Here is a 1,630-nt window from a genome sequence, read left to right on the forward strand (position 1 = left end):
AGATGTGTATAAGAGACAGGACGACGCTCCAGCCGCCCAGGTCGGCGACGGTCCAGAGTTTGTCGGGAGCCGGGAACGAGCCGCTGAACTCCGCGGCGACGCTCGGGTCGGCCGGGCGGAAGCCGGCTTCGGCCCACAGGCGTTGCGCGGCGGGCGTGTACTGGAAATTCTTGAACGCGGTGGCGGCTTCCAGATGCCTGCTCGAACTCACCACCGCCAGGGGATTCTCGATCTTGAAGGTCTGCGGGGGGTTGATGTGCTCCACCGGCTTGCCCTTGCGCTCGACGGCGATCGCCTCGTTCTCGTAGCTGATCAGTACGTCCCCGCTGCCCTGCAGGAAGACGTCGGTAGCCTCGCGCCCCGAGCCGGGTCGCAGCTTGACGTGGTTGCTGACCAGTTGATCGACGAAGTCGAGGCCGGCCTGCGGGTTCTTGCCGCCTTCACTTTTGACGGCGTAAGGGGCCAACAGATTCCACTTCGCCGACCCGGAGCTCAGCGGACTGGGGCTGATCACCTCCACCTCGGGCCGCAGCAGGTCGTCCCAGTCCTTGATGTGTTTGGGGTTGCCCTGGCGCACCACCAGCGTCACCACCGACCCGAACGGGATGCCCCTGGTGACGTCGGCGTTCCAGTCCTCGGCGACCTTGCCGGCCTTGACCAGCCGGGTGATGTCGGGTTCCACCGAGAAGTTCACCAGGTCCGCGGGCTTGCCGCTGACCACGCCGCGCGACTGATCTCCCGATGCGCCGTAGGAGGTGACGACCTGGACATCAGCCCCCTGTTCGGTGGCGTAGAAGGCCGGAATCACCTTGCTCCAGCCGGGCTCGGGAACCGCGTAGGCCACCAGGGTCAAGGTGGTGTGGGCTTCGGACCGCCCGCCGCCGCCCACCACGTCGCTGGGACCGCCGCCACAGCCGGTGAGCGTGGTCAAGGCCAAGGCGGCAGCCAACGCCAATGCGGCACTGCGCGCGATGGTTCTGGGCATTGGGGACCTTTCTCGGCGAATCCGTACGGAACCTCAGCAAGAGTGCTTGTCCGTCGGATCGCGCAAGGGCATTCGCTGGAGATATCGTGCGTCAGCAATGACGACACCGGTGCGCCGACGGGTGGCGATGTCAGAGACAACAGTGCAGGTCGGCCACAGCGGAAGTGATCACGGCGAGCATCGGGAACGCCAAAACCTGGCGCCGCCGGTCACCGGTCGCTGCGAACATGCCGGGAAGCATAACAGAGGCTCAGCCTGCGGCAGCGGTTCAGCGAGTCAGCAACCAGGTGACGATCACCAGCAGGATCAGACTGACCAGCACCAGGGTCACTTGTGAGCGCGGCATCAGTGGGTCCCGCCGTCACGACCGTGCCGGACACGTTCGAGCACCTGAATTCCCTCCCCCAACAGCGCATCCAGCAGCGACGCCAGACCGTAGGCCAACAGCAACACCACCGGCATCACCACGGCGGTCTGCACCACGAAGCCGAGGCCGGACAGCCAGAGCTCAACACCGTCCCACCAGCTCAGGAAGCCCACCACCTAGCCCACCTTAGCGGTGATCGCGAGCACGGCGAAGCCGGGCGACGCGGGTCACCGCCCACCGGCACCGCGGTGATCGCGAGCACGGCGAAGCCGGGCGAC

General features: G+C 66.4%; 3 protein-coding genes. All 3 read right to left on the minus strand.

What is annotated here, in order from left to right:
* Window positions 1–985, minus strand: a 985-nt coding sequence (locus tag LI92_RS21155) for a sulfate ABC transporter substrate-binding protein (RefSeq protein WP_152665581.1), incomplete at its 3' end; no start/stop codon positions are given.
* A gap of 130 nt (window positions 986–1,115) precedes the next feature.
* Window positions 1,116–1,214: an Ms4533A family Cys-rich leader peptide gene (locus tag LI92_RS24545; RefSeq protein WP_353585458.1), complete on the minus strand. Its 99-nt coding sequence runs from the start codon at window positions 1,212–1,214 to the stop codon at window positions 1,116–1,118.
* Window positions 1,215–1,330: 116 nt separating this feature from the next.
* Window positions 1,331–1,528, minus strand: a complete 198-nt coding sequence (locus tag LI92_RS21160) for a hypothetical protein (RefSeq protein ID WP_046322453.1) — start codon at window positions 1,526–1,528, stop codon at window positions 1,331–1,333.
* Between the last annotated feature and the right edge of the window lie 102 nt (window positions 1,529–1,630).

Source organism: Mycobacterium sp. UM_Kg1 (assembly GCF_000972925.1).
GTDB lineage: Bacteria > Actinomycetota > Actinomycetes > Mycobacteriales > Mycobacteriaceae > Mycobacterium > Mycobacterium hiberniae.